The 25,870-nt window shown below is 70.7% G+C and carries 25 protein-coding genes; 5 read left to right on the top strand and 20 right to left on the bottom strand.

Annotated elements, in window-relative coordinates:
- Positions 1-46 precede the first annotated feature (46 nt).
- The 6 genes from der to PH203_RS09040 form a co-directional block, all read right to left on the bottom strand.
- A complete protein-coding gene (gene der / locus PH203_RS09065; RefSeq protein WP_289918418.1) occupies positions 47-1,528 on the bottom strand; it encodes a ribosome biogenesis GTPase Der in 1,482 nt (493 codons plus the stop codon).
- Positions 1,529-1,608: 80 nt separating this feature from the next.
- Positions 1,609-2,310 (bottom strand): lysophospholipid acyltransferase family protein, encoded by a 702-nt coding sequence (locus tag PH203_RS09060; RefSeq protein ID WP_289918416.1) that lies wholly within the window; start codon positions 2,308-2,310, stop codon positions 1,609-1,611.
- Positions 2,268-2,954 (bottom strand): (d)CMP kinase, encoded by a 687-nt coding sequence (gene cmk / locus PH203_RS09055; RefSeq protein WP_289918413.1) that lies wholly within the window; start codon positions 2,952-2,954, stop codon positions 2,268-2,270. The genes PH203_RS09060 and cmk overlap by 43 nt, the downstream gene beginning before the upstream one ends.
- Positions 2,955-3,065: 111 nt before the next feature.
- On the bottom strand, positions 3,066-4,151 hold the full coding sequence (locus PH203_RS09050) for a prephenate dehydrogenase (protein WP_289918411.1): 1,086 nt from the start codon (positions 4,149-4,151) through the stop codon (positions 3,066-3,068).
- The gene (aroH, locus tag PH203_RS09045) at positions 4,148-4,510 is read right to left on the bottom strand and encodes a chorismate mutase (protein WP_289918408.1); all 363 of its coding nucleotides are present in this window, start codon (positions 4,508-4,510) and stop codon (positions 4,148-4,150) included. The genes PH203_RS09050 and aroH overlap by 4 nt, the downstream gene beginning before the upstream one ends.
- Positions 4,511-4,638: 128 nt before the next feature.
- Positions 4,639-5,058, bottom strand: coding sequence for a YidB family protein (locus tag PH203_RS09040; RefSeq protein WP_289918407.1), 420 nt, complete (start codon positions 5,056-5,058; stop codon positions 4,639-4,641).
- A gap of 153 nt (positions 5,059-5,211) precedes the next feature.
- On the opposite strand from PH203_RS09040, the gene PH203_RS09035 reads away from it, so the two are divergent.
- Genes PH203_RS09035 through PH203_RS09025 form a run of 3 tightly spaced genes read left to right on the top strand, consistent with a single transcriptional unit; the run spans position 5,212 to position 6,895 of the window.
- Positions 5,212-5,874, top strand: a complete 663-nt coding sequence (locus PH203_RS09035; protein ID WP_289918405.1) for a hypothetical protein — start codon at positions 5,212-5,214, stop codon at positions 5,872-5,874.
- Between the two features lie 26 nt (positions 5,875-5,900).
- Positions 5,901-6,485 carry a DUF6529 family protein gene (locus PH203_RS09030; protein WP_289918403.1) on the top strand — a complete coding sequence of 195 codons (585 nt, stop codon included), beginning with the start codon at positions 5,901-5,903 and terminating at the stop codon, positions 6,483-6,485.
- Positions 6,482-6,895 (top strand): Rieske (2Fe-2S) protein, encoded by a 414-nt coding sequence (locus tag PH203_RS09025; RefSeq protein ID WP_289918401.1) that lies wholly within the window; start codon positions 6,482-6,484, stop codon positions 6,893-6,895. Before PH203_RS09030 ends, PH203_RS09025 begins: the two co-directional genes overlap by 4 nt.
- Here PH203_RS09025 and PH203_RS09020 read toward each other — a convergent pair.
- Entirely contained in the window at positions 6,892-7,908 is a 1,017-nt protein-coding gene (locus PH203_RS09020; protein ID WP_289918399.1) for an ADP-ribosylglycohydrolase family protein, read from the bottom strand. The genes PH203_RS09025 and PH203_RS09020 overlap by 4 nt on opposite strands.
- Positions 7,905-8,636, bottom strand: coding sequence for an NUDIX domain-containing protein (locus tag PH203_RS09015; RefSeq protein WP_289918397.1), 732 nt, complete (start codon positions 8,634-8,636; stop codon positions 7,905-7,907). Before PH203_RS09015 ends, PH203_RS09020 begins: the two co-directional genes overlap by 4 nt.
- Before the next feature lie 78 nt (positions 8,637-8,714).
- Here PH203_RS09015 and PH203_RS09010 point away from each other — a divergent pair, with 78 nt between their 5' ends.
- The gene (locus PH203_RS09010; protein ID WP_289919422.1) at positions 8,715-9,686 is read left to right on the top strand and encodes a DUF72 domain-containing protein; all 972 of its coding nucleotides are present in this window, start codon (positions 8,715-8,717) and stop codon (positions 9,684-9,686) included.
- Here PH203_RS09010 and PH203_RS09005 read toward each other — a convergent pair.
- The 12 genes from PH203_RS09005 to PH203_RS08950 all read right to left on the bottom strand — a co-directional run bounded on the left by PH203_RS09005 (position 9,569) and on the right by PH203_RS08950 (position 23,521).
- On the bottom strand, positions 9,569-11,002 hold the full coding sequence (locus PH203_RS09005) for an MFS transporter (RefSeq protein WP_289918394.1): 1,434 nt from the start codon (positions 11,000-11,002) through the stop codon (positions 9,569-9,571). The genes PH203_RS09010 and PH203_RS09005 overlap by 118 nt on opposite strands.
- Before the next feature lie 44 nt (positions 11,003-11,046).
- Entirely contained in the window at positions 11,047-11,592 is a 546-nt protein-coding gene (locus tag PH203_RS09000; RefSeq protein WP_289918392.1) for a TIGR03086 family metal-binding protein, read from the bottom strand.
- Positions 11,589-12,554 carry a sigma-70 family RNA polymerase sigma factor gene (locus PH203_RS08995; RefSeq protein ID WP_289918390.1) on the bottom strand — a complete coding sequence of 322 codons (966 nt, stop codon included), beginning with the start codon at positions 12,552-12,554 and terminating at the stop codon, positions 11,589-11,591. Before PH203_RS08995 ends, PH203_RS09000 begins: the two co-directional genes overlap by 4 nt.
- Positions 12,555-12,681: 127 nt before the next feature.
- A complete protein-coding gene (locus PH203_RS08990; RefSeq protein WP_289918388.1) occupies positions 12,682-13,803 on the bottom strand; it encodes a pseudouridine synthase in 1,122 nt (373 codons plus the stop codon).
- Positions 13,803-14,468, bottom strand: a complete 666-nt coding sequence (gene scpB / locus PH203_RS08985; RefSeq protein WP_289918385.1) for an SMC-Scp complex subunit ScpB — start codon at positions 14,466-14,468, stop codon at positions 13,803-13,805. The genes PH203_RS08990 and scpB overlap by 1 nt, the downstream gene beginning before the upstream one ends.
- The gene (locus PH203_RS08980) at positions 14,465-15,469 is read right to left on the bottom strand and encodes a segregation/condensation protein A (protein WP_289918384.1); all 1,005 of its coding nucleotides are present in this window, start codon (positions 15,467-15,469) and stop codon (positions 14,465-14,467) included. The genes scpB and PH203_RS08980 overlap by 4 nt, the downstream gene beginning before the upstream one ends.
- An 18-nt stretch (positions 15,470-15,487) precedes the next feature.
- Positions 15,488-16,069, bottom strand: a complete 582-nt coding sequence (locus tag PH203_RS08975) for a hypothetical protein (protein WP_289918382.1) — start codon at positions 16,067-16,069, stop codon at positions 15,488-15,490.
- Positions 16,054-17,190, bottom strand: coding sequence for a ParA family protein (locus PH203_RS08970; protein ID WP_289918381.1), 1,137 nt, complete (start codon positions 17,188-17,190; stop codon positions 16,054-16,056). The genes PH203_RS08975 and PH203_RS08970 overlap by 16 nt, the downstream gene beginning before the upstream one ends.
- Before the next feature lie 412 nt (positions 17,191-17,602).
- Positions 17,603-18,718 carry an alanine dehydrogenase gene (ald, locus tag PH203_RS08965; RefSeq protein ID WP_289919421.1) on the bottom strand — a complete coding sequence of 372 codons (1,116 nt, stop codon included), beginning with the start codon at positions 18,716-18,718 and terminating at the stop codon, positions 17,603-17,605.
- Between the two features lie 157 nt (positions 18,719-18,875).
- On the bottom strand, positions 18,876-20,939 hold the full coding sequence (locus PH203_RS08960) for a tetratricopeptide repeat protein (RefSeq protein WP_289918379.1): 2,064 nt from the start codon (positions 20,937-20,939) through the stop codon (positions 18,876-18,878).
- Between the two features lie 186 nt (positions 20,940-21,125).
- Positions 21,126-21,752 (bottom strand): NUDIX hydrolase, encoded by a 627-nt coding sequence (locus PH203_RS08955; RefSeq protein ID WP_289918377.1) that lies wholly within the window; start codon positions 21,750-21,752, stop codon positions 21,126-21,128.
- 98 nt (positions 21,753-21,850) lie between these two features.
- Positions 21,851-23,521: a CTP synthase gene (locus tag PH203_RS08950; RefSeq protein ID WP_289918374.1), complete on the bottom strand. Its 1,671-nt coding sequence runs from the start codon at positions 23,519-23,521 to the stop codon at positions 21,851-21,853.
- Between the two features lie 511 nt (positions 23,522-24,032).
- Here PH203_RS08950 and PH203_RS08945 point away from each other — a divergent pair.
- Positions 24,033-25,835 (top strand): glycoside hydrolase family 15 protein, encoded by a 1,803-nt coding sequence (locus PH203_RS08945; protein ID WP_289919419.1) that lies wholly within the window; start codon positions 24,033-24,035, stop codon positions 25,833-25,835.
- Positions 25,836-25,870: the final 35 nt, after the last annotated feature.

Here is a 25,870-nt window from a genome sequence, read left to right as displayed (position 1 = left end):
CGGAAGGGCGGTCCCGAGCGGGACCGCCCTTCCGATGTCTCGACGGCTACTTCTTCTTCGCGCCGCGCTTCTCGCGCACCCGCACCGAGATGTGGATCGGGGTGCCCTCGAAGCCGAACTCCTCACGCAGCCGGCGTTCGATGAAGCGGCGGTAGCCCGCCTCGATGAAGCCGGAGGCGAAGAGGACGAAGCGCGGGGGCTTGGTGCCGGCCTGGGTGCCGAAGAGGATGCGCGGCTGCTTGCCGCCGCGGATCGGGTGCGGGTGGGCGGCGACGAGCTCGCCGAGGAAGGCGTTGAGGCGGCCCGTCGGGACCCGGGTCTCCCAGCCGGCCAGCGCGGTCTCGATCGCCGGGACCAGCTTCTCCATGTGACGGCCGGTGCGCGCCGAGACGTTGACCCGGGGCGCCCAGGCGACCTGGCCGAACTCGGTCTCGATCTCCCGCTCCAGGTAGTAGCGGCGCTCCTCGTCGAGGGTGTCCCACTTGTTGTAGGCGATGACCATCGCGCGCCCGGCCTCGACGGCCATCGTCACGATCCGCTGGTCCTGCACCGAGATGGACTCGGAGGCGTCGATCAGGATGACCGCCACCTCGGCCTTCTCGACGGCGGCGGCGGTGCGCAGCGAGGCGTAGTAGTCGGCGCCCTGCTGGAGGTGGACGCGCTTGCGGATACCGGCGGTGTCGACGAACTTCCAGGTGACGCCGCCGAGCTCGATCAGCTCGTCGACCGGGTCACGGGTGGTGCCGGCCATCTCGTTGACGACGACGCGCTCCTCGCCCGCCACCTTGTTCAGCAGGGAGGACTTGCCGACGTTCGGGCGGCCGATGAGCGCGATACGGCGGGGGCCGCCGATCCCGGCGCCGCCGAAGCTCTGCTCGGGCGCCTCCGGCAGCGCCTCCAGGACGGCGTCGAGCATGTCGCCGGTGCCGCGGCCGTGCAGCGCGGAGACGGGGTGCGGCTCGCCGAGGCCCAGCGACCACAGATAGGTGGCGTCCGCCTCCCCGCTCGGCCCGTCGACCTTGTTGGCGCACAGCACGACGGGCTTGCCGGCCTTGCGCAGCAGCCGTACGACGGCCTCGTCGGTGTCGGTGGCGCCCACCTTGGCGTCGACGACGAACACGACGGCGTCGGCGGCCTCGATGGCGAACTCGGCCTGCGCGGCCACGGAGGCGTCGATGCCGAAGACGTCCTGCTCCCAGCCGCCGGTGTCGACGACCTTGAAACGGCGGCCCGCCCACTCGGCCTCGTAGGTGACGCGGTCGCGGGTGACGCCCGGCTTGTCCTCCACGACGGCCTCGCGGCGGCCGATGATGCGGTTGACCAGGGTCGACTTGCCGACGTTCGGGCGGCCGACGACGGCGAGGACGGGCAGCGGTCCGTGACCGGCCTCCTCGATCGCGCCCTCGACGTCCTCGAGGTCGAAGCCCTCTTCCGCGGCGAGCTCCATGAACTCCGCGTACTCGGCGTCGCCAAGCGCTCCGTGGTCGTGCTCTGCGGCAGAGCCCTCGGAGTGGATGTGGTCGTTCATGAAGTCCGTACCTCGTCGTTCATCGTGGTGATCGGTGGACCGGTCGGTTTCTGTCCGGCTGATCCACTACTCAGTGTCGCCTAGCGGCCGGTCAGCCGCCTGGCGTTTTCCAGGTGCGCGGTGAGCTGCTTCTGGATGCGCTCGGTCGCCTCGTCGAGCGCCTTGCGGGTGCGCCGCCCGCTTCCGTCGCCCGCCTCGAACGGGTCTCCGAAGACCACGTCGACGCGGCTGCGCAGCGGAGGCAGCCCCTTTATCAACCGTCCCCGCTGCTCGGAACTTCCCAGCACGGCGACCGGGACGATCGGGGCGCCGCCGCGCACGGCGAAGTACGCGAGCCCGGCCCGCAGCGCGGCGAAGTCGCCCTCGCCGCGGGTGCCCTCCGGGAAGATCCCGAGGACACCGCCGGCCGACAGCACGTCGAGCGCCTGGGTGATGGCCGTGCGGTCGGTGCCCGAGCGGTCGACCTTGACCTGCCCGATGCCGAGCAGGAAGGGGTCGAGCGGGCCGATGAACGCTTCCTTCTTGATCAGGAAGTGTGTCGGCCGGGGCGCGACGCCCATGACCATCGGACCGTCGATGTTGTGGGAGTGGTTGACGGCGAGGATCACCGGGCCGGTCGCGGGGACCTTCCAGGCGCCGAGGACGCGCGGCTTCCACAGCCCGTACATCAGGCCGACGCCGATCCGCCGCCCGACCTCGGCGCCCCGCAGGGAGGGCGCCTTCGCCGTGGTGCCCGCGGTCACTTCCCGGCCCGCTTCTCCTCGACGAGGGTGACGACGCACTCGATGACCTGCGCGAGCGTGAGCTCGGTGGTGTCCACCTCGACCGCGTCGTCCGCCTTGGCGAGCGGCGAGGTCTTACGCGTGGAGTCGGCCGCGTCCCGCTTGATCAGGGCCTCGCGGGTGGCGTTGACGTCCGCGCCCTTGAGCTCGCCGCTGCGGCGGGCGGCACGGGCCTCCGGGGAGGCGGTGAGGAAGATCTTGAGGTCGGCGTCGGGCAGCACGGTCGTACCGATGTCCCGGCCCTCGACGACGATGCCCTGCTCCGCGGAGGCCGCGATGGACCGCTGCAGCTCGGTGATCCGCGCCCGCACCTCGGGCACCGCGCTCACGGCGCTGACCTTGGAGGTGACCTCCTGGGTGCGGATCGCTGCGGCCACGTCGGTGCCGTCGACGGTGATCGTCGGGTCGGCCGGGTCGTTCCCTGAGACGATCTCGGGCTTGCCCGCCACCGCGGCGATCGCGCTCGGGTCCTCGATGTCGATCCCGTTGGTCACCATCCACCACGTGATCGCCCGGTACTGGGCGCCGGTGTCCAGGTAGGCCAGACCGAGCTGCGCCGCGACGGCCTTCGACGTGCTCGACTTGCCGGTGCCGGAGGGACCGTCGATGGCGACGATCACGGGCTGGGCGGCGCCGTTTTCCACGGGGGGACACCTTCCTGGTGCGGTGTGGTGGGGAGTGCGGGGCGCGATGGGGCCCCGCACAAGGGTACTGGCTCGCCAGAGGCCTCCTTACGGCCGGAGGGCCGCGGACGGCTACTGCCGGATGGCCCAGCCCCGCTCCCGCAGCGCCGCGCTCAGCACAGGCGCCGCCTGCGGCTCCACCATCAGCTGCACCAGACCCGCCTGCTGCCCGGTCGCGTGCTCGATGCGGACGTCCTCGATGTTGACCCCGGCCCGTCCCGCGTCCGCGAAGATCCGGGCCAGCTGGCCGGGCTGGTCGTCGATGAGCACGGCCACGACCTCGTACGTCCGCGGGGCGGACCCGTGCTTGCCGGGTACCCGCACCTGGCCCGCGTTCCCACGCCGCAGCACATCCTCGATGCCGACGGCGCCCTCACCGCGCTTGGCCTCGTCGGAGGACTGCAGCGCCCGCAGTGCCTGCACCGTCTCCTCCAGGTCGGCGGCGACGTCGGTGAGCAGGTCGGCGACCGGCCCGGGGTTGGCGGAGAGGATGTCGATCCACATCCGGGGGTCGGAGGCGGCGATCCGGGTGACGTCCCGGATGCCCTGCCCGCACAGTCGTACGGCGGCCTCCTCGGCGTTCTCCAGGCGCGCGGCGACCATGCTGGACACCAGGTGGGGCATGTGGGAGACGAGCGCCACGGCACGGTCGTGGGCGTCCGCGTCCATGACGACCGGTACGGCACGACAGTGCGAGACCAGCTCCAGGGCCAGGTTCAGGACCTCGGTGTCGGTGTCCCGGGTCGGGGTCAGCACCCAGGGGCGGCCCTCGAAGAGGTCGCCGGTCGCGGCCAGCGGGCCGGACTTCTCGCGGCCCGACATGGGATGCGTGCCGATGTACGAGGCCAGGTCCAGGCCCATCGCCTCCAGCTCGCGCCGCGGGCCGCCCTTGACGCTGGCCACGTCGATGTAGCCGCGGGCCACGCCCCGGCGCATGGCGTCGGCGAGCACTCCGGCGACATGGGCGGGCGGGGCGGCGACGATCGCGAGGTCGACGGGCCCCTCGGGCGCCTCGTCGGTCCCGGCGCCGAGCGCGGCGGCGGTGCGGGCCTGCTCGGGGTCGTGGTCGGCGAGGTGGACCTGGACGCCCCGGCCGGCCAGCGCCAGCGCGGCGGACGTACCGATGAGGCCGGTGCCGATGACGAGTGCGGTTCTCACTGGGCGATGTCCTTGCGCAGAGCGCCCGCGGCACCCAGGTAGACGTGGTTGATCTCGGCACGGGGCCGGTCGGACTCTATGTGCGCGAGGATCCGCACGACCCGGGGCATGGCGCCCTCGATGTCCAGCTCCTGGGCGCAGATCAGGGGTACGTCGACGATGCCGAGCTTGCGGGCCGCGGCGGCCGGGAAGTCGCTGTGCAGGTCCGGCGTGGCCGTGAACCAGATGCTGATCAGGTCGTCCGTGTTGAGCTCGTTGCGCTCCAGGACGGCGGTGAGCAGGGCTCCGACCTGCTCGTCCATGTGGCCGGCTTCGTCCCGTTCGAGTTGGACGGCGCCCCGGACCGCTCGTACCGCCACGGCTCTGCTCCTCGCTGATGTACGGCTCTTGGTCCATCCAGCCTAGTCAGCCCGCGTCGGACCGGTGTGCGCCGCCCGATCGCTGAGACGCCTGCGCGTCGAGCTCAGACACCTGCGCGTGGAGAGGCCTACAGCTTCTGCTGCCTGACGAGCTCGTCGAGGCTGGCCGGCACCCGGCCGTTCGGGGTCAGCTTGTCGACGGCCTGCGGCAGCACCTGCGCGAGCTCGTCGGCGGCCTGGTCCGTGGAGACGCCCGCGTCCTTGGCGACCTGCTGGAGGGTGTCGTCGGGCAGCGCCTGCTGGATCTGCGCGCCGGTCACGGGCTGATTGGCGCCGCTGCCGACCCAGGAGTCCTTCTGCGCGGCAAGACCGGACTTGGCGAGGATGTCGAGCAGCCCGCCGAGGGACCCGCCCAGGGAGCCACCGCCCTGACCGCCCTGGCTGCCGCCGAGGGCCGAGAGCAGCGCACCGAGCATGTCGGCGCCGCCGCCTCCCTTGCCGCCCCCGAGGAGGCCGCCGAGCAAACCCCCTATGTCGTTGCCCGCCATGGTCACGCCTTTCGCGAGGGGTCGGATCTTTGCCAATGTCACCCAGATTGCCCTAATCCGCTACTTGAGGTGGGAACGCGCCCGTGCGCCTCTGGACTCATGGCCCAAGGTCCGCTCTCATGGCAGGAAGCTCGCCTCGGGGGAGGCCCTTTCATGAAGCGTTCCGGACCGCTGTTCACCCTTCTCGCGGGTCTGCTGGTAGGCCTGTTCATGCTGTCGCTCAACGCGACGACGGGTGAGAAGACGGCATCCACGGCCGTACGGGAATCGCCCAGCACCAAGGCGAGTCCGAGCCCCACCCCGACGGCACAGTCGCCGTCCCCCTCTCCCTCCCCGTCGAAGTCGCCGATCCCGGACGCCGACTACGCGGGCCGCACCGACGACGACTCCTCCGCGATCGCCGTCTCCCTGCGCGACGGCCGGGCGATCGCGTACTTCTGCGACGGCCGCGACAAGGAGTCCTGGCTCAAGGGCGATGTCGAGGACGACGGCACGATGAAGCTCACCGCCAAGGGCGGCGCCGTGCTGAACGGGACCCTCAAGGAGGGCAAGCGGATCAGCGGCACGGTCGACATCGGCGGCGGGCACTACACCTTCACCGCCGACAAGGCGATCAAGCCGTCCGGGCTGTACCGGGCGACCGCCACCGTGCGGGACGCGAAGTTCGACGGCGGCTGGATCGTGCTGAAGGACGGCACCCAGGTCGGCATCCTCAAGAAGGACGGCAAGCCCTCCCCCGCACCCGAGATCGACCCGGAGACCGGCGTGGTGACGGTCGACGGACAGCAGCTCACGGCCCGCCCCGTCACCCCCTGAACTCCAGTCCGTACGAGGGAGCCGACATGACCGTCGACCCGAACGCCGCCACCCAGGGATTCCCGTCCCCCCGGCCCCCCGAGCCACGCCCGCACCCGGCCCGCTATCTGGTCCCGGCGCTGGTGGCCGCGGCGGTGGCCGTCGCCCTCGGCGTCTACGGCAAGGTCCACGACCCGGCGGGCACCGCCTTCAACCTCGCCGGCTTCAGCAGCACCGGCGCGGTGAAGTCGTGGATGGCCACGGTCGCGGTCTTCTTCGCGGTCGTCCAGTTCTTCTCGGCGCTCATGATGTACGGCAGGCTGCCCGGCCCGGGCTGGTCGGGCACCCTGCACCGCTGGTCGGGCCGCGCCGCCTTCCTCGTATCGGTCCCGGTGGCGGTGCACTGTCTGTACGCGCTCGGCTATCAGACGTACGAAACGCGCGTTTTCTGGCACTCCCTCCTGGGTTGTTTCTTCTTCGGTGCATTCAGTGCCAAGATGCTGCTGCTCCGTTCGGAGCGCCTTCCCAACTGGCTGCTGCCGATCGTCGGCGGGCTCGTCTTCACCGCGCTCACGATCGTCTGGCTGACCTCCGCCCTCTGGTTCTTCCGCACCTTCGGAGTTACGACATGACGATGCAAGGCCCGACGCGACGCTCGGTCCTCCTCGCGACGGGCGCGGCGGCGTTCACCGTCGGCTGCGGCGAGTACGGCAACGAAGGCGACTCCGGTTCCGACACGGTCGAGGCCTCCGCCGGTCAGGAACTGGCGAAGACCAGCGACATCCCGGTCGGCGGCGGCAAGATCTTCAAGGACGAGAAGATCGTCGTCACCCAGCCGAAGGAAGGCGAGTTCAAGGCCTTCACCAACATCTGCACCCACCAGCAGTGCCCGGTCGCGAGCGTCGAGGGCGGCACCATCAACTGCACCTGCCACGGCAGCAAGTTCAGCATCACGGACGGCTCGGTCGAGAACCCGCCCGCGACCCAGCCGCTCGCCGAGAAGAAGATCGCGGTCCAGGGCGACTCGATCCGGCTGGCCTAGTCCCAGAGCGCGCCCAGCGTCACCAACTCGCTCTGGTACTCGATCCGGTCGGCCCACTCCACGGGCCATACGTCGGCCCCGTGGTACGCCCCCGCGAAGGCACCCGCGAGACATGCGATCGAGTCGGAGTCACCCGACGTGCAGGCGGCCCTCCGCAGGGCCGTCACCGGCTCGTCGACGAACAGCAGGAAGCACAGCAGCCCGGTCGCCAGCGCCTCCTCCGCGATCCAGCCCGCACCGGTCGCCTGGCACGGATCGGTCTCCGGCGACACCGAACGGACCGCTTCCTGCAGCCGGTTGAGTACCTCCATGCACTCGTCCCACCCCCGCGCGATGAAGTGCTCGGGCGTCGGATCCTGGCTCCGCGTCCACAGATCACCGAGCCAGCGCTCGTGGTACCGGGTGCGGTTCTCGACGGCGTACGACCGCAACTGCCCGACCAGCCCGGTCGGTTCGGCCCCCTGTGCGAGCAGCCGGACGGCGTGCGCGGTGAGGTCGGACGCGGCGAGCGCGGTCGGGTGGCCGTGGGTGAGGGCGGACTGCAACTGGGCGGCGCCGGCGCGCTGTTCGTCGCTGAGTCCGGGGACGAGGCCGACGGGGGCGACGCGCATGTTGGCGCCGCAGCCCTTGGAGTGGATCTGGCTGGCGTCCTGCCACAGCGTGGTGCGCTCCAGCAACTCGCAAGCCCTCAGGCAGGTGTTGCCCGGAGCACGGTTGTTCTCCGGCGAGCGGTTCCAGGCGATGAACTCCTCCCGGAGGGGCTCCACCAGCTCCTGGGGCGAGAGCACACCCCGGTCCGTCGCCGTCCTCAACGCGCGCCCGACGGCCAGCGTCATCTGCGTGTCGTCCGTGACGATCGCCGGCCTCGGCAGCCCCATCTCCCGCCACGGCCCGCACTTCGCGAGGATCGACGGCACGTCGTTGAACTCGGTCGGGAAACCGAGCGCGTCCCCCAGCGCGAGCCCCACCAGGGCCCCGGTGGCAGCGCGCTTCCTGACAGTGGTGGCGGTCATACGGGACGTCCTTCCCGGGACGGTCGGAGCAGAGGCGGATGAAGTGTCGTCGCCGTACCCGCGCGGTACAGCGCGGCCGGTTTGCCGCGGCCGCCGGTCAACCGCGCGGCGCCCGGCACCGGTTCGACGAACCCCGGCGTGGCGAGCACCTTGCGGCGGAAGTTGGGCCGGTCGAGGGCGGTGCCCCACACGGCCTCGTAGACCTGCTGGAGCTCGCCGAGGGTGAACGCCGTCCCACAGAAAGCGGTGGCGAGGCAGGTGTACTCCAGCTTGGCGCCCACGCGTTCCTGCGCGTCGGCGAGGATCCGGTCGTGGTCGAAGGCGAGCGGCCGGGCCTTGTCGTACGGCATCCAGCGGGCGTCGGCCGCGTCGCTGCCGCCGTGCGGCTCGGGCGGGTCGGGCAGCAGCGCTGCGAACGCGACGGACACGACCCGCATCCGGGGGTCGCGGTCGGGCTCGCTGTAGGTGCGCAGTTGCTCCAGGTGCAGCCCGGAGACGTCCGACAGGCCGGTCTCCTCGGCGAGTTCACGCCGGGCGGCCGTCTCGGCGGACTCGTCCGGCTGCACGAAGCCGCCGGGCAGCGCCCAGCACCCGGCGTACGGCTCCTGTCCGCGCTCGACGAGCAGAACGTGCAGGGCGCCCTCGGTGACGGTGAGGACCGCGAGATCGACGGTGACGGCGAAGGGCTCGTAGGCGTACTTGTCGTAAGCGTCGCTCCGGGATTCCATACGCACCCACCCCCTTAATAGTCACTACGACTATAAAGTCGCCGGATGGGATCGCACAACCCGGGTAACCGCATCCGCATGGGCGAGATCCGCGTGGGCACGTGTTCATGGACCGACCGGGCGCTGACCGGCAGCGGCTGGTATCCGCCGGGGCGGCGGGACGCCGAGGGGCGGCTGCGGCACTACGCCGGGCGGTTCCCGGTCGTCGAGGTCGACTCGTCGTACTACGCGCTGCCGAGCCCGCGCACGAGCCTGCTGTGGGCTGAGCGGACGCCGCCGGGGTTCGTGTTCGACGTGAAGGCGTTCTCGCTGCTCACCGGGCATCCGACCCGGGGGTCCACGATGCCGGGCGGGCTGCCCGCCGATCCCGGGGACGCGAAGGTGCTGAACGCGGTGTGGCGGCGGTTCGCCGAGGGGATCGAGCCCCTGCGGGCGGCCGGGCGGCTCGGCAGTGTGCTGTTCCAGTTCCCGCCGTGGTTCCGGCCGGGGCAGCGGGCCGGGGCGTTCCTGCGGGAGTGCGCCGCGCGGACCGCCGGGTGGCCGGTCGCCGTGGAGTTCCGGCACCCCGGCTGGTGGCGCAGCGAGTGGGCGGACGTGACCTGTGCGCTGCTCGCCCGGTACGGCATGGCCGCGGTGGCCGTCGACATGACACAGACACTCCCCGTCTCGATCCCGCCCGTCGCTCCCGTCACCTCGCCACGGCTGTCCGTCGTCCGGTTCCACGGACGCAGCGCCGCCTGGGGTTCGGGGAGCAAGGAGGACCGGTTCCGCTACGAGTACGGCGAGGACGAACTCGCCGAGTGGCTGCCCCGGTTGCACTCGCTCGCCGGACGGGTCGAGCAGCTGCACGTGCTGTTCAACAACTGCTGCGGCACCGCGGCCGTCCGTGCCGCCGAGACGATGCAGCGCCTCCTGTCACACTCGGGCGCCGATCAGACCTTGGCGCGGGACGGCGCGAACACCGCCGCCAGCGCACCGGCCGCGGCGATGCCCGCCGAGACCCACAGCGCGGGCCCGCAGCCGTCGAGGAAGGCGTCCCGGGAGGCGTAACCGCCGTACGTCGTGAAGACCGCCGCGGCGACGGCGATGCCGAAGACCCCGCCGAGCTCACGCAGCGCGTTGTTCACGCCGGCCGCCACACCCGCTTCGCCGAGCGGCACGGAGGAGGTCACGGCGTTGGCCACGCTCGGGAAGACCATGGAGATGCCGACGCCCGCGACGATCAGCGGACCGACGAGACTGCCGTAGCCGACCCCGGGTTCGACCTGCGCGGCGAGCCAGGCCAGGCCCGCCCCTTGCAGCAGCAGGCCCCACAGCATGAACGGACGGGTACCGAAGCGGTCGGCGAGGGCACCGGCGACCGGGGAGACCAGCAGGGGCGTGGCGTTCCAGACGAGGATGCGCACCCCGGCCTCCAGCGGGTCGTAGCCGAGCCCGGTCTGGAAGAACTGCGTGATCATGAACAGGGCGCCGATCAGCGAGGCGAACCCCGCGAATCCGACGATGTTGGCGGCGGAGAAACCGCGCCGCCGGAAGAGGCCGAGCGTCAGCATCGGATACCGGGCGCCCTTGCGCTCCCATGCCAGGAATCCCGCCACGAACACGACCCCGGCCACCAGCGCGGTGAGCACCTCGGTGCTCCCCCAGCCGGCCTCGGGGGCGCGTACGGGCGCCCAGGCCAGCCCGGTCAGACCGACGGCCGCCAGCACCAGGCCGACGATGTCGAGTTGGGGGCGCGGTCCATGGCTCTCGGTGAGTTTGCGGGCGGCGAGCGGCAGCATCACGAGCCCGATCGGCACGTTCAGCCAGAAGATCCACTGCCAGGACATGCCCTCGGTCACGGCCCCGCCCAGCACCGGTCCGGCGGCCACCCCGAGCCCGGTCACCCCGCCCCACACGCCGATCGCCACGCCCCGCTTCTCGGCCGGGAACGCCTCACTGATCAGGGTGAGGGTGAGCGGCAGCAGGACGGCGGCCCCGGCGCCCTGCACCACGCGCGCGGTGATGAGCTGGCCCGAGTTCCCGGCGAGGCCCGCGGCGGCCGAGGCGAGGGTGAAGACGGCGAGTCCGACGACGTACATCCGCCGCCGCCCGAACCGGTCGCCGAGTGCGGCGCCGGTCAGGGTCAGGCAGGCGAAGACGAGGTTGTAGGCGTTGATCGTCCATTCGAGCTCGGACAGGCTCGCCCCGAAGTCGGCCTGGAGGGCGGGCAGGGCGGTGGAGACGACCACGACGTCCAGGGCGCAGAGCAGGGCTCCGAGCCCGGAGAGGATGACGGTCCAGGTGCGGTGGGGTGGTGCGGGTGGAGCGGGGGTCGTCCCCAGGGGGACTTCTGGAGCTCCGGTGGCTTTGATCGCTTCGGTCATCAGGATGCCTTCCGTGAAAGTCGTTCACGCAAGGCAGACCAGGCTCACTCCGGAAAGGAATCGCGGCGCCCCAGGAAGGCCAGCAGCCGGGCGTCGGGCGGCGCGCCGGGCGGCACCGCGACCGGCTCCCCGAACCGCACCCCCCGGTCCTCCTCCGTCACCACGCACCGCGCGATCGGCAGCAGCTCGGCCGCGAGGGCGACCGGGAAGGGCCGCGGCCGCCCGCACGCCTGCGCCACGTCCCACCCGTGCACGGCGATCTCGACGGCTCCGACCGCGCCCATCACCCGTACGTCCAGCGGCCGTTCACCGACCAGCACCGTGCCCTCGGCTCCGGCCGCCCAGGCGCCGAGCACGGCACACGCGCGCGTGCGGAAGCCGCAGACACGGTCGGTCTGCGGCAGCAGTCCGATACGTCCGCCGGTCAGCCCTTCGTGCAAGGCGTCCAGGGAGTCGTCGAGATGCCCGAGCAGGTCCCCCAGATCCCACTCGGCGCAGGGCGTGGCCCGCCCCAGTCCGGCGGGCCCCACCACGGCGACGCTCCCCAGGGCGTACGCGAGCGATCGCTCCAGCAGCTCCCCGGGGTTCACGACAGCACCAGGGGCAGGCCGAAGCGGGTGAACGACCGCCCGTGGTCCAGGAAGGCGGTGATACGCGCGATCTCGCTCCCCTCCCGGGTGATCACCTGCACGGAGTGCGCGCGCAGGACGCCGTCCGCGCCCCGCTCGTACATCGCCACGGCCGGTTGCCCGTTCGCGTGCGTGGGCACCATCCGCAGCGCGCCCGGGGCACGCACGCGTGCCTCGAAGAACCGCAGCACGGCCTTCTTCCCGGCGAACCACTCCAGGTGCGGCGGCATCTCCAGCGAGACCCCGTCCCGCAACAGCCCGAGGAGGGCGTCCAGGTCGGCGTTCTCGAAGGCGGCCATGTACCGGTCGAGCACCGCTCGGTCCGCCGCGCCGTCCGGTTCGACGACGAGGTCCTCGTCCGGGGCGATCTCGTCGAGGCGGGCACGCGCGCGTTGGAGGCTGCTCTTCACGGCCGCCGTGGAGGTGCCGAGGAGGACGGCGACCTCGGGGGCCCGCCAGGCCAGCACCTCCCGCAGGATCAGCACGGCTCGCTGGCGCGCGGGCAGATGCTGCAGAGCGGCGACCAGCGCGAGCCGCAGGCTCCCCCGTGCGGCCACGACCGTCGCGGGGTCGAGCAGCGAGTCCGGCAGCGGCTGGAGCCACGGAACATCCGTCGCAGGGGCCCTCAGCGGCTCCTCAGGCGCCTCTGAGGGCCCCCCGAGCCCGGAGGGCAGCGGACGCCGCGCGCGGCCCTCCAGGGCCGTCAGACACGTGTTGGTGGCGATCCGGTGCAGCCAGGTCCGCAGCGAGGCCCGACCCTCGTAGCCGTCGTAGGCCCGCCAGGCCCGCAGATACGTCTCCTGCACCAGGTCCTCGGCCTCGTCGACCGAGCCGACCATGCGGTAGCAGTGCGCGAGCAGCTCACGCCGGTACGGATCCGTCAGCCGTACGAACTCCTCGCGGTCCGTCGTCGTGGCGGTCATGCCCACTCCCATCACCTGTGTGAGGCCCATGTGAGGTGCCCATGTGAGGTACAGACCGGCGGGAGGGCGAAAACGAATCGGCCGGTCCCGGAGAAAGTTCCGGAACCGGCCGTCGTACGAGCGGGACCTACAGGTCGACTTCCTGCATCAGCATGCCGACCTCGGTGTTGGACAGCCGCCGCAGCCAGCCCGACTTCTGGTCGCCCAGGGTGATCGGCCCGAAGGCGACCCGGACCAGCTTGTCGACGGGGAAGCCGGCCTCGGCCAGCATCCGGCGCACGATGTGCTTGCGGCCCTCGTGGAGGGTGACCTCGACCAGGTAGTTCTTGCCGGTCTGCTCGACGACCCGGAAGTGGTCCGCGCGCGCGTACCCGTCGTCCAGCTGGATGCCGTCCTTGAGCCGCTTGCCCAGGTCGCGCGGGATCGGGCCCACGATGTGCGCGAGGTAGACCTTCTTCACGCCGTACTTGGGGTGGGTCAGCCGGTGGGCCAGCTCGCCGTGGTTGGTGAGCAGGATGACGCCCTCGGTCTCGGTGTCGAGCCGCCCGACGTGGAAGAGCCGCGTCTCACGGTTGGTGACGTAGTCGCCGAGGCACTGCCGGCCCTCGTTGTCCTCCATGGTGGAGACGACACCGGCCGGCTTGTTCAGCGAGAAGAACTGGTACGACTGGGTCGCGACCGTCAGACCGTCGACCTTGACCTCGTCCTTCTCGGGGTCGACGCGCTTGCCCTGCTCCAGGACGATCTCGCCGTTGACCTCGACCCGCGCCTGCTCGATGAGCTCCTCGCAGGCCCGCCGCGAACCGTAGCCCGCGCGCGCGAGGATCTTCTGCAGCCGCTCGCCCTCCTGCTCGGCGCCCGGGAAGGTCTTGGGCAGCTTCACGTCCTTCTTGTTCGCGTACCGCTCGCGGTTGCGCTCCTCGGCCCGGGCCTCGTACTCACGGGAGGTCGCCGGGACCCAACGGCCGCGCCCGGTGTTCTGGCCCTGCTTGGGTCCGCCCTTGGCACCGCCTCGCGCCGAGGCGCCGCGCCCCGACTTCGGGCCCTGCGGAGAGGCGCCGGGGCCCACGTCGTACTGGCGCTCCTCGGGGCGCGGCTTCTTCGGCCGGCCGCCCTGCTTGTCGTCACGGGAGTTACCGGCGCCGCGGTAATTACCGCGGCCACCGCTGCTCCCGCCGCGGCCGCCGCTGTTGCCACCACGGCTCCCGCCGTTGTTTCCGCTGCTGTTCCTGCCGCTGCTGCTTCGCATCACATTTCCGTCGTCGTATGTCCGTCGTGGGCGCCCGGGCCGTCATCGGGGGCGTCCGGGTCGAACGACGGAACCCCTTCCTGGGTCTCGGCCTCGATCGCCTCCGCCTCCGGGAGAAAGGGCGCGAGCTCCGGGAGCTCGTCCAGACCGCGCAGGCCCATCCGCTCCAGGAAATAGTTCGTCGTCGTGTACAGGATCGCACCTGTTTCGGGTTCCGTGCCCGTCTCCTGGACCAGACCGCGCTGCAGCAGGGTCCGCATGACCCCGTCACAGTTGACTCCGCGGACGGCCGAGACCCGGCTGCGGCTCACCGGCTGCCGGTAGGCGACGACCGCGAGCGTCTCCAGCGCGGCCTGCGTGAGCCGGGCCTGCTGCCCGTCCAGGACGAAGCCCTCGACGGCCGCCGCGAACTCGGGCCGGCTGTAGAACCGCCACCCGCCCGCGATGAGCCGCAGCTCGAATCCGCGCCCCTGCACGGTGTACTCGTCGGCCAGCTCCCGCAGCGCGTCCGCGATCTGCCGCTTGGGCCGCTGGAGGATCTTGGAGAGATGCTCCTCGGTCGCCGGCTCGTCCACGACCATGAGCACGGCTTCCAGGGCGGGCTTGAGATCGAGGTCGGCGACGGTACGCAGCCCGGCCGGGACGTCGGTGGTCTCCTCGCTCACGCCTTGTCCTCCTTGGGCGGCTCGGGCGGTCGGTCGAACTCGTCGGTCACCATCGGCTCGGCGTCGCCCTCTCCGCCGGTCCACCGCACGATGAGATCCCCGAGGGCGGTCTCCTGGTCGAGGGCGACGGCCTTCTCCCGGTACAGCTCCAACAGCGCCAGGAAGCGCGCCACGACGGTCAGGGTGTCGTCGGTGTCCTCGACCAGCGCCCGGAAGCTGGCCTCGCCGAGCTCCTTCAGCCGCGCGACGACGATCCCGGCCTGCTCCTGCACACTGACGAGCGGCGCGTGGATGTGATCGACGTACACCTGCGGCTTGGGCTTCGGCTGCATCGCCTTGACGGCGAGCTTCGCGAACCCCTCCGGGCCGATGCTGATGACGACCTCGGGCAGCAGCTCGGCGTGATGCGGTTCGAGCCCGACGGTACGGGGATAGCGGCGGGCCTCTTCGTCGAGCCGCTGGTTGAAGATGTCCGCGATCTGTTTGTACGCGCGGTACTGGAGCAGCCGCGCGAAGAGCAGGTCGCGTGCTTCGAGAAGGGCGAGGTCGGCTTCGTCCTCGACCTCGGCGGAGGGCAGGAGCCGGGCGGCCTTGAGGTCGAGGAGAGTCGCGGCGACGACGAGGAACTCGGTCGTCTGGTCGAGGTCCCAGTCCGGTCCCATGGCCCTGATGTGCGCCATGAACTCGTCGGTGACCTTGGAGAGGGCGACCTCGGTGACGTCCAGCTTGTGCTTGGAGATCAGCTGGAGGAGAAGATCGAAGGGCCCTTCGAAGTTGGCGAGCCGAACCTTGAAGACACCGTCGTCGGGTTCCTGCGGCTCGGCGGGCGCGGGCTCCGGCGGTTCTGCAGCCGGCGGCTCTTCGTTCGACTGGCCGCCGTTGTGCCCACCGGCCTCAGCCGGAGCCACGACCTCGGCCACCGGCTCAGCCCCCGGCCCCCGGCCCAGCGCACGCCGACGACCGGCAGCTGCGCCGGAGAGGGGAACGTCGTTCGAGGTCATGGCCCCCGCAGGCTACCGCTACCGCCCGCGCAGCCGGCGTACGAGGATGCTCGCGTCTCCCCGGGACTCCAGATCGGCCAGCACCACGGCGACCGCCTCACGGACGATCCGCCCGCGGTCGACGGCCAGCCCGTGCTCACCCCGGAGCACCAGACGCGCGTGCTCCAGATCCATGAGCTCCTCGGCGGAGACGTACACGGTGATCTTCTCGTCGTGCCGCTCACGCCCGCTGGGCCGCCGGGAAGCGGCCCTGCCACCACCACGCTGCTTACGCGGCGCGGCCCCGGTCGCGGCAGAACCTTCCTGCGCGTCCTGACGTCGCCCGGAGCGCTCCGCCGCCGCGTCCCGGCTGCGGGACTCACCGGCCGCGGCGGGCTCCGTCGCCACATGCTCCGCCCCGTCGCCGTCGCCGCCCTGTGCGGGCACCGACTGCGGCGCGTCCTCGGGCGACACGGCCGCGGCCCCGTCGCTCTCTCCGGCCGGCGCGGGGACCCGGGCTTCGCCGTTGGCCCCCCGTCGCGGAGTGGACGGCTGGAGCGCCATTCCCCCTGTCGTACGGAAGAGTTCGTCGGCCCCCGGCAGACTCACTCGGCGTGACACCGGGCGAGCACCTCCCTGGCGAGCTGGCGGTAGGCGGCGGCGCCGACGGAGTTGGAGGCGTACGTGGTGATCGGCTCACCGGCGACCGTGGTCTCCGGGAAGCGGACCGTGCGGCCGATGACCGTGTGGTAGACGTGGTCGTCGAACGCCTCGACCACACGGGCCAGCACCTCGCGGCTGTGGACCGTGCGCGAGTCGTACATCGTGGCGAGGATCCCGTCGAGCTCCAGCTCCGGGTTGAGCCGCTCCTGGACCTTCTCGATGGTCTCCGTCAGCAGGGCGACACCGCGCAGCGCGAAGAACTCACACTCCAGAGGCACTATCACCTTGTGCGCGGCCGTCAGCGCGTTGACGGTGAGCAGGCCCAGCGAGGGCTGGCAGTCGATCACGATGTAGTCGTAGTCGGCCATCAGCGGCTTGAGCGCCCGCTGCAGCGTCGACTCGCGCGCGACCTCGGAGACCAGCTGGACCTCCGCCGCCGACAGGTCGATGTTGCTCGGCAGCAGGTCCATGTTGGGGACCGCGGTCTTCAGCAGGACCTCGTCGGCCGCCATGCCCCGCTCCATGAGCAGGTTGTAGACGGTGAGGTCGAGCTCCATCGGGTTGACACCGAGACCCACCGACAGCGCGCCCTGCGGGTCGAAGTCCACGAGCAGCACACGACGGCCGTACTCCGCGAGCGCGGCACCCAGGTTGATGGTCGACGTGGTCTTGCCGACGCCGCCCTTCTGGTTGCACATCGCGATGATCTTCGCGGGTCCGTGATCGGTCAGCGGACCCGGGATCGGGAAGTACGGCAGCGGGCGACCGGTAGGGCCGATGCGCTCACGGCGCTGGCGGGCAGCGTCGGGAGCGAGCGTGGCCGCGTATTCGGGGTCGGGCTCGTACTCGGCGTCGGGGTCGTAGAAGTGCCCCTCGGGCAGTTCGTCGTAGTCGGCGAACTGGTTGTGGGGCGCGCCACTTCCGTCGCCGGCCATGGCGTTCACGTGATGGCCATCCATGCTCTGGTGTGCTGACAGAGTCACTCGGGAGTTCTGGTGACTCTGGTGGGCTGCGAAGGTGCGCACCGCGACGGAGCCGACAGCCTCGAACCCCGCGGGGCCCTCGGCCCGTGCAGGCATTCCTGGTTGACCACCCCCGGGAGTAAATGTCGACTCATTCACAAGTCGTCTTACCTCCTTGGTGACCAGGAAACTTCTAGACAAGGTCAGCGTGGCACCATGCCGACGGTTGGCGACTCTATGGCGTGTCGGGTGTTCACAGCAACACAATCCGCCGGACCCGGCAGGATGTGTCGGCAATCAAACATCGCGCTGTCAAGGGCGTACGGCCGTCGCACGGCAGGTTTCACCGGTGTGCGAATCGACCAAAGGGTTACGTTCGAGGCGAGTTGACCGAGCGTCGCAAAGTGACCATACACACATCTGGCCGGACCTTGTCGGGCAAGGTCCGGCCGTGTGCGAGTGGTTGACACGCCTTGTTGACGTATCGCCTTTACGAAAAGGTGACTTAACCCTCCGGTCGTCCTCAGGCTCAGCCGAGGAGCGTCTCCAGCTCGATGTGCTCCAGGCCGTGCGCCTCCGCGACCTCCTTGTAAACGACCTTGCCGTCATGGGTGTTGAGGCCCTTGGCGAGCGCGGGGTCACGGCGCAGCGCCTCGACCCAGCCCCGGTTGGCCAGCTCCACGATGTACGGCAGCGTCGCGTTGGTGAGCGCGTAGGTGGAGGTGTTGGGCACCGCGCCGGGCATGTTGGCGACGCAGTAGAAGACCGAGTCGTGGACCTGGAAGGTCGGCTCGGCGTGCGTGGTGGGACGGGAGTCCTCGAAGCAGCCGCCCTGGTCGATCGCGATGTCGACAAGGACACTTCCCGGCTTCATCCGGGCGACCAGCTCGTTGGTGACCAGCTTCGGGGCCTTGGCGCCCGGGATGAGCACCGCGCCGATGACGAGGTCGGCGTCCAGGACGGCCTTCTCCAGCTCGAAGGAGTTGGACATGATCGCCCGGACCTTGGTGCCGAAGACCTTGTCGGCCTCGCGCAGCTTGTTGATGTCGCGGTCGAGCAGCGTGACGTGGAAGCCCATGCCGACGGCGATCTGGGTGGCGTTCCAGCCGGAGACACCGCCGCCGATGACGACGGCACGCGCGGGCTGGGTGCCGGGGACACCGCCGGGCAGCACACCGCGGCCGCCGACCGAGCGCATCAGGTGGTAGGCGCCGACCTGCGGGGCGAGCCGACCCGCGACCTCGGACATCGGGGCGAGCAGCGGCAGCGCGCGGGAGGGCAGCTCGACCGTCTCGTAGGCGATCGCGGTGGTGCCGGACTCGATGAGCGCGTCGGTGCACTCCTTGGAGGCGGCCAGGTGCAGGTAGGTGAAGAGCGTCTGGTCCTTGCGGAGGCGGTGGTACTCCTCGGCGATGGGCTCCTTGACCTTGAGCAGCAGATCGGCGGTGGCCCACACCTCGTCGGCCGTGTCCAGGATCCGGGCGCCCGCGGCGACGTACTCGCCGTCCGGGATCGACGAGCCGACACCGGCGTTGTGCTCGATGAAGACCTGGTGGCCGTGGCGCACCAGCTCATGCACACCGGCGGGGGTGATGGCCACCCGGAACTCGTTGTTCTTGACCTCGCGGGGGATGCCGACCTTCACGTCGATCACGGTCCTTGGCTCAGAGGGTGTGGGGTAACACACGGGGTTAATCCAACACATACCCGGCCATGCATGAGCACACCAGGATGCACCGCAGGAGAAGGTGCGGCAGAGCCAGTCTAATGAAGGCGTTCCCGCTGTCTAGCCTTTCATTGCATCAATCTTCTGTGGATGTACTACGGATTTCGCAGGCGTCAGCGGCTTGTTTCGGGTCATCACTCTGTTCGACCCCCGCTTCTTCCTCCGAAACCTCCTCCCCCAGCAGCCGCTCGGCGGCCCCCCGGTGCAGCCGGGCCGCGGCGGGATCGCCCAGGTGCTCCAGCGTGTCCGCGAGCCGCAGCTGCAGCGCCGCCTGCAGCCGCACGTCCTCGGCGCGCCGCGCCCACTCCACGGCCTCCTCGCAGGTGTGCAGCGACTCCTCGGGGCGGCCCGCGTACTCCTGGACCCGCGCGAGTTCGCTCAACGCCCTTGCGTGGGCCGCGACATCACCGTTCTTGCGGTGTCCCGCGACCGCGGCCCGCCAGCCCCGCAGCGCCTCGCCGTAGCGGCCCGCGTAGGTCTGGGCCGCGGCGATACGGCCGTGCAACCGGGCAGCGTCCACGCGCTCGTCCCGGGCCAGCCGCTGGGCGAGGGCGCGGCCGAACCAGTCGGCGGCCCGGTCGTAGTCCCCGAGCTCCAGATGCGCACCGCCTACGGATTCCATCGCGCGACCGGTCGCGTACGGGTCATTCGCCTGGCGTCCGGAGTCCAGCGCGGCCCGATACCGCGCCAGCGCGTCCTGTGTCCGCCCGGTCTGCGCGTCCAGGTCGCCGAGGTTCAGCAGTGCCGCCGCCTTCTCCCGGGGCAGCTCCCGGCGCTCGGCCACGTCCAGGACGAGCCGGTGGACGCCGTACAGGTCAGGGGCGGCGGCCTGGGTGCCGAAGTGCGCGACCATCGCCCTGACCAGCTGGGACATCAGTCGGCGGGCGAGGGTGTCGAGCTCCCCGTCGGCGACGGCGAGGCGGGCGGAGGCCAGCAGGGCGGGCTTGCGGAGGCGCAGCCAGTCCTCGGCGGCCCGGGGGCTGGGAAAGCGCAGGGAGCGGGGCAGGCCCTGGAGCTTCTCGCGGGCCTCGGGGTTGTCCGTCTCGGTGATGGCCCGGGACGACTGGAGCAGCCGTACCGTCCGCTCCAGCATCCGGGCGCGGGCCAGCTGGAGCTCGCCGGGGCGGTCCTGGGTCTCGGTGAGGGCCTTCAGCAGGGGGTGCAGACAGCCGGGCACCTCGTACTCGGGCAGCGGCGACTCCACGGCGTGCAGCAGGCCCAGGGCGACGAAGTCGTCCAGGGTGGTGCGGGCGCCGCCCACCGAGCAGCCGACGAGCGCGGAGGCGGTGTGCGGGTCGACCAGGCCGGCCGGGGCGAGGGCGAGCAGTCGCAGTATCCGGGCGGCGGGGCTGGGCAGGGAGCCGTAGGCGAGGCGGAAGACCCGGCTGAGCGGGGTCCCTTCGTCACCCTCCGTGCGTAGATGCTTGGCGAGGTCGGCGACGGCGGCCTTCGGGCGGGCGGCGAGCCAGCCGCCGGCCAGCCTCAGGGCGGCGGGCTGGGCCTGGCACTCCTCGACGAGACCCTCGGCGGCCCGCGGGTCGACGGTGATGCGGACCGAGCCGGTGTACCGGGTCAGCAGTTCCAGGGCGGACTTGGTGTCGAGACCGCCCAGCGTGCACGGGCGGACGTCGGAGATACCGGTGAGCGGACCGCCGGAGACGGCCACGACCAGGCACTCCGGGGTGTCCGGGAGCAGCGCGTCGACCTGCTCCGCGCTCACCGCGTCGTCGAGCAGGAGCAGGGCGCGCCGGTCGGCGAGGGCCTCGCGGAGCGCCTCCGAGAGGTCGTCCTCGGCGGCGCCTGCCGGGGTCGGCCGGTCCAGGGCGACGAGGAGTTCACGGGCGGCTCGCTCGACGGGGACGGGGGTGCCGTCGGGCTCGCTCAGCCGGACGCGCAGCACTCCGTCGTCGTAACGCTCCGCGACCTGTCGTACGAGCTCCTCGGCGAGCGCGGTGCGGCCGGAGCCGGGCCTGCCCGCGATGAGGAGCACCCGCGCGCGGGGGGCCTTCTTGCCGGAGATGGTGTCGAGGCCCGCTCGCTCGATGTCGGCGAGGAGCTCCTTCAGCTCCCGCGTCCGGCCCAGGAAATGGTCCTCGGCCGACAGCCGGACGCCGCCTGTCTCCACCGCCTGATCCGTCACGGGCCACACTCCCGTCCCACCGCACGCGCAAAGCCCGCCGGGACTCCGGTTCGGGCATTTTCAGAGCCTAGTTCACGCTCTGCAACGTTCTGTGAGGAGCGCGGCGGACACGTCGCCCGATCGGATCAGCCGATGGTCACACCGTAAGTGATCTTCGTGTGCCGAGGACACGGTTCAGGACTCTGTTCAGGACTCGAAGGGACGGGCCGGCCAGGGCGCGTCCGCGGGGCGCAGGGCGTCGAGGCCGTCGCCGTTCTGCGCGGCGACCAGCGAAAGCACGCCCACCACCAGGCAGTTGTTGTGCAGTTCGCCCGCGAGCACGCCCCGTACGAGCTCCTCGACCGGCACGCGCGCGTACTCCAGGTCGATCTCCTCGTGCTCGACCTCGAAACGCTCGCCCTCGGCCTCCGACAGATCGCGGGCCAGGAAGATCCGTACGGCCTCGTCGCAGCCGCCGGCCGTGGTGTAGACGTCGGTCAGCACCCGCCAGTCCTCGGCCTTGACGTGGGCCTCCTCGTACAGCTCGCGCTGGGCGGCGTGCAGCGGGTTCTCGCCGGGCACGTCGAGCAGGCCGGCCGGGATCTCCCAGAGCTTCTGGCGCACGGGGTGGCGGTACTGCCTGATGAGCAGGACACGGCCCTCGTCGTCCAGGGCGAGGACGCCGACCGAGCCGGGGTGGACCTGGTAGTCACGGCGGACGACCTTGCCGTCGGGCATGACCACGTCGTCCGTGCGGACGGAGGTCTTGTTGCCCACGAAGGGGGTCTCCGTCGCCCGGATCTCCCACTCCTCGGGGGTGTCCTTGATCGTCATGCCGTGTCCTTCCAGACGTACAAGAAAAACCGTGTACAAGAAAAAAACCGGGGTGCGACCTTGAAGGTACGCACCCCGGCAACCGTACAACTGACGTGTTACTTGGAATTCTTCCGCGCGCCCTCAGCCCGCTGACGCTCGACAGATGCCTTCACCAGGCCGGCGAACAGCGGGTGCGGACGCGTGGGCCGCGAGCGCAGCTCCGGGTGCGCCTGGGTGGCGACCAGGTAGGGGTGGACCTCGCGCGGGTATTCGACGTACTCGACGAGCTTGCCGTCCGGCGAGGTGCCGGAAAACAGGATGCCCGCCTTCTTTTCGAGCTCCGCGCGGTAGGAGTTGTTGACCTCGTAGCGGTGGCGGTGCCGCTCCTCGATGTACTCCTTGCCGTCGTACACCTCTCGCACGATCGAGCCCTCGGCGAGCTTGGCCGGGTACATGCCGAGCCGCATGGTGCCGCCCATGTCGCCCTCGCCGGCGACGATGTCCAGCTGCTCGGCCATGGTCGAGATGACCGGGTGGCCGGTCGCCGAGTCGAACTCGGTGGAGTTGGCGTCCGGGATGTCGGCGAGGTTGCGCGCGGCCTCGATCACGATGCACTGCAGGCCGAGGCAGAGGCCGAGCAGCGGGATCTTGTTCTCGCGGGCGTAGCGGATCGCGCCGACCTTGCCGAGCACACCGCGGTCACCGAAGCCGCCCGGGATGCAGATGCCGTCGACGTCCTCCAGCTGGGCCTTCGCGCCCGCCGGGGTCTTGCAGTCGTCGGAGGTGACCCACTTGATCTTCACGCGGGCCCGGTTGGCGAAGCCGCCCGCGCGCAGCGCCTCGGTGACCGAGAGGTAGGCGTCGGGCAGGTCGATGTACTTGCCGACCAGGGCGAGGGTGATCTCGTGGTCGGGGTTGTGGACGCGGTCGAGCAGGTCGTCCCAGGTCGTCCAGTCCACGTCGCGGAACGGCAGGTCCAGCTTGCGGACGACGTAGGCGTCCAGGCCCTCGCCGTGCACGGTCTTCGGGATGTCGTAGATCGAGCGGGCGTCGGGGCAGGCGACCACGGCGGCCTCGTCGACGTCGCACATCAGGGAGATCTTGCGCTTGATCGCGGTCGGGACCTCGCGGTCGCAGCGCAGCACGATCGCGTCCGGCTGGATACCGATGTTCCTGAGGGCCGCAACCGAGTGCTGGGTCGGCTTCGTCTTCAGCTCTCCCGACGGGCCGATGTACGGCAGGAGGGAAATGTGGACCACGAAGACGTTGTCACGGCCGACCTCGTGACGGACCTGGCGGACCGTCTCCAGGAACGGCAGGGACTCGATGTCGCCGACGGTGCCGCCGACCTCGGTGATGACGACGTCGACCTCGTCGGTCGCCATGCGCCGGATGCGGTGCTTGATCTCGTTGGTGATGTGCGGGATGACCTGCACGGTGTCACCGAGGTACTCGCCGCGCCGCTCCTTGGCGATCACCGTCGAGTAGACCTGGCCTGTAGTGACGTTGGCGCTGCCGTCCAAGTCGCGGTCGAGGAAGCGCTCGTAGTGTCCGATGTCCAGGTCTGTCTCAGCGCCATCGTTGGTAACGAACACCTCGCCGTGCTGGAAGGGGTTCATCGTGCCCGGGTCGACGTTCAGATACGGGTCGAGCTTCTGCATCACGACCCGCAGACCACGCGCCTTGAGCAGCATGCCGAGGCTGGAGGCGGTCAGGCCCTTGCCGAGAGAGGAGGCGACACCCCCGGTGACGAAGATGTGCTTGGTCGTCGTTGATTTGGGCGTCATGGCCAAAGGGGGGCTCCCGTGGTCTCGGTCTGAGGTGCTGGGCGGCTTCACGACCGGAGATCTCCGGGGTTGCCGTCGCTGCGGTCGGGGGTTTTATCCACCACCGGTCCACGGGCTACCAGGGTATCAGCGCCTCGACGGGATGGCTTCCGGCCACGCTCCGCGCACGCGTCGACACATATGCGTACGCGCCTCGTGTTCCTCACCCATTGCTCACCCGATCGGCCCATCCGCATTGGCCGGAGCGGCACACAGATCATCTACGTGCGTCGTATCCTGCTCGGACATTCGCTGCCGAGCCCGGCCGGCAACACGGCACCACCCCCCGCCCGTAAGCACCGGAACAACGTGAGCTCGTCAGTTCGTTGAGCAGAAATCGTCGTTTTGCCTCCCAGCCGATCGACTGCTTTGCTTCACCGCTCAACGACGCATTACAACGACCCCTTGACCGCAATAGCGACAGCCCCCTTTTTGCTCGGGGGGTGACGTGGCCGTTCGACTGGAGTTGCACGTGGCCGGGCGCATCGAAGACTACGCACTCATCGGAGACATGCAGACCGCCGCTCTGGTCTGCCGGGACGGCACAGTGGACTGGCTGTGCCTGCCCCGCTTCGACTCGCACGCCATCTTCGCCGGCCTGCTGGGCACCGAGGAGCACGGCTTCTGGCGCCTGGGGCCCGCGCACGCCGCCGACGCGCAGCCGCCGACCGCGGCCCGGCGCACCTACCGCGGCGACTCGCTGATCCTGGAGTCCGAGTGGGACACCCCGCGCGGCACGGTCCGGGTCACCGACTTCATGCCCCCACGTGACGGCGCGCCGCAGCTCATCCGGATCGTCGAGGGTGTCTCCGGCCGCGTCCCGATGCGCTCCGCACTGCGTATGCGGTTCTCCTACGGCCGGGTCGTCCCGTGGGTCCACAAGCACGACGGGCGCACGGTCGCCGTCGCGGGCCCGGACTCGGTGTGGTTCGACACCGACTGCGAGACCTACGGCAAGTCCCTGACGACATACTCGGACTTCACCGTCGCCCCCGGTGACCGGATCGCGTTCACGATCTCCTGGGAGCCCTCGCACAAGCAGCCGCCGCCGCTGCCGGAGCCGGAGCAGTCGCTGGAGGCGACGGAGACCTTCTGGCGCGAGTGGGTGGAGCACTGTACGTACCACGGCCCCTACCGCGAGGCCGTCGTCCGCTCCCTCATCACGCTGAAGGCCCTGACGTACGCCCCGACCGGCGGCATCGTCGCCGCGCCGACGACCTCTCTACCGGAGGACATCGGCGGCGTCCGCAACTGGGACTACCGCTACACCTGGCTCCGCGACGCCGCGATCACCCTCTCGTCGCTGCTGCGCACCGGCTACCGCGAGGAGGCCCGCGCCTGGCGCGAGTGGCTGCTGCGCGCGGTCGCGGGCGACCCCGAGAACCTGCAGATCATGTACGGCATCGCAGGCGAACGGGAGCTGGGCGAGGCCGAGCTGGACTGGCTGCCCGGCTACGAGAACTCCGCCCCGGTCCGGGTCGGCAACGGCGCCGCGCACCAGCTCCAGCTGGATGTGTACGGCGAGGTCACCGAGGCCCTGCACCTGGCGCACATGACGGGCCTGGCCCGCAACGACTACGCCTCCCTGCTCCAGCTCAAGCTCATCCGCTACCTGGAGGACCACTGGGACGAGCCCGACGAGGGCATCTGGGAGGTGCGCGGCCCGCGCCGGCACTTCGTGCACTCGAAGGTGATGGCCTGGGTCGCGGTCGACCGCACGATCAAGCTCATCGAGTCCGGGGACGCGGACGGCCCGCTGGAGCGCTGGCGCGAACTGCGCGACGACATCCACCGGGACGTGTGCGAGAAGGGCTACGACAAGGAGCGCAACACCTTCACGCAGTCGTACGGCTCCAAGGAGCTGGACGCCTCGCTGCTGCTGATCCCGCAGATGGGCTTCCTGCCGCCGGACGACAAGCGGGTCATCGGCACCATCGAGGCCATCCAGCGCGAGCTGTCCACCGAGGACGGCTTCATCCTGCGCTACCCGACCGAGGGCGACAGCGAGGGTGTCGACGGCCTCCCCGGTGACGAAGGCGCGTTCCTGGCCTGCTCGTTCTGGATGGCGGACGACCTCGCGATGATCGGCCGCGTGGACGAGGCCCGCAAGCTGTTCGAGAAGCTGCTCGCCCTGCGCAACGACCTCGGGCTCCTCGCCGAGGAGTGGGACCCGCGCCTCCAGCGCCAGGTCGGCAACTTCCCGCAGGCCTTCAGCCACGTCCCGCTCATCGACACCGCGCTGCGGCTGACGGCGTCCGGGGCGTACGGCGGCTGAGTCTTCGGCCGAACCTTACGGATCGATGACGCACG

The organism is Streptomyces sp. S.PB5, from assembly GCF_030403745.1.
Taxonomy (GTDB): Bacteria; Actinomycetota; Actinomycetes; order Streptomycetales; family Streptomycetaceae; genus Streptomyces.
Note: the sequence above shows the minus strand (reverse complement) of the source record. Positions and strands in the feature narration are given on the sequence as shown.